This is a genomic window from Thauera phenylacetica B4P, from assembly GCF_000310225.1.
In the GTDB taxonomy this organism is placed as follows: domain Bacteria; phylum Pseudomonadota; class Gammaproteobacteria; order Burkholderiales; family Rhodocyclaceae; genus Thauera; species Thauera phenylacetica.
In genome coordinates this window covers 1-1,526 of sequence record NZ_AMXF01000440.1, presented here as the reverse complement: position 1 = coordinate 1,526, position 1,526 = coordinate 1, and the positions used below count along the sequence as shown (strand labels likewise).

Annotated in this window: 1 protein-coding gene and 2 pseudogenes; all 3 read left to right on the top strand. The window is 73.1% G+C overall.

Features of this window, described 5'->3' with window-relative positions; translation table 11 throughout:
* A pseudogene (locus C667_RS22845) lies at nt 1-1,044 on the top strand (hypothetical protein); the annotation flags it as partial.
* 24 nt (nt 1,045-1,068) lie between these two features.
* Nucleotides 1,069-1,263 (top strand): hypothetical protein, encoded by a 195-nt coding sequence (locus C667_RS22840; protein WP_004388277.1) that lies wholly within the window; start codon nt 1,069-1,071, stop codon nt 1,261-1,263.
* Nucleotides 1,260-1,526 (top strand): annotated as a pseudogene (locus C667_RS22835) (DUF1318 domain-containing protein); the annotation flags it as partial. The gene C667_RS22840 and the pseudogene C667_RS22835, both read left to right, overlap by 4 nt.

Here is a 1,526-nt window from a genome sequence, read left to right as displayed (position 1 = left end):
CTGCACGCGGCGGGCTTCGGCCTTGCACCGCCGCAGGGCGGGGCCGTCGCCGAAGGTGGAGGCGGGGAGGCGGCGAGCGCCGAGGTGCTCGCCTTCGGCCCGGTGGATGGGCGCGTGCGCTGGTCCTCGCGCGGGCCGGGCGCGGCCACCCTGCAGGTCGGGGGCGGGCGCTGGGAGAAGCTCGCGCTCGGCGCCTTTGCGCTCGACGCGGCGCTGGAGCCCGCCGGGCTGCACCTGACGGGTGCTCGCATCCCCTTGCTCGACGGCGCGCTGGTGCTCGAGGATCTCGCCTTCGGCTGGTCCGCCGCGGGCTGGGAGGGGCGTGGCGGCGTGGTGCTCGAGCCCGTGTCGATGCCGCTGCTCACCGAGGCGCTCGGCCTGCCGGCCATGGCGGGGGTGATGTCGGCTGCGTTGCCGGGCCTGAAGCTCGGCCCGGGCGAGCTCGTGCTCGATGGCACGCTCGCGGTGTCGGTCTTCGATGGCTGGCTGCAGGCGAGCGGGCTGCGCGTGCGCGAACCCTTCGGCCTGGCCTCGCACCTGACGGCCGACATCGAGGCGCGCCACATCGACCTCGCCCAGCTCACCGAGACCTTCAGCTTCGGCAGCATCACCGGCCATATCGATGCCGAGGTGCGCGGCCTGGAGCTATCGAGCTGGCGGCCCACCGCCTTCGACGCCCGCGTCGCGAGCATCGAAGGCGACGAACGTCGCCGCATCAGCCAGCGTGCGGTGGAGAACCTCAGCGCGCTCGGCGGTGGCGGCGCGCTCGCCGCGGTGCAGCGCAGCGTGCTGCGCCTGTTCGAGACCTTCGGCTATCGTGAGCTCGGCCTGCGCTGCCGGCTTGCCAACGGCGTATGCGAAATGGGCGGGCTGGGTGCGGAGGCGGAGGGCGCTGCGCGCGCCGATGGCGGCTTCACCATCGTGCGCGGCGGCGGCATCCCGGCGCTCGACGTCATCGGCTACAATCGACGCGTGGATTGGAACGAACTGGTGGCCCGCCTGCAACGCGTGGTGGCCGAGGACGTCTCGCCCACGATCGATTGAATCTGCATATTCCGCGAGGACGGCATGAACCCTGCTGCGCGCTTGCTGTTCGCGGCTGCGCTGGTTGCGAGCACCGCGGCCTGCGTCACGATCAACATCTATTTCCCGGCCGCGGCCGCCGAGAAGGCGGCCGACCGCATCATCGACGAGGTCTGGCAGCTGCGCGAGGGTGCGGGCAGCGCGCCCGCCACGCCACCGGCCGCGGGAGACGCAAAATGAAATCCGCTTCGATTCCGTCCGCTTCCCTGACGGGGCGCGCGGCGGCCCTGTTCGTCGGCCTCGCGCTCGCCTGCTCGGTGCATGCGCAGGGCAACCTCGAGATCGACACGCCGGCAATCTCCGCGCTGCGCAAGGCGATGCAGCAGCGCCACGCGCAGCTCGCGCCGCTGTATGCGGCGGGCGCGGTGGGGATCGCCGCCGACGGCACGGTGAGCCTGCGCGACGCCGCGGCGGTGCCGCTCGCCCAGCGCGCCCAGGCCAAC

Bases quoted from the DNA above. Each gene is read 5' to 3' on its own strand.
- C667_RS22840 (WP_004388277.1), top strand. From the start codon at position 1,069: ATGAACCCTGCTGCGCGCTTGCTGTTCGCGGCTGCGCTGGTTGCGAGC.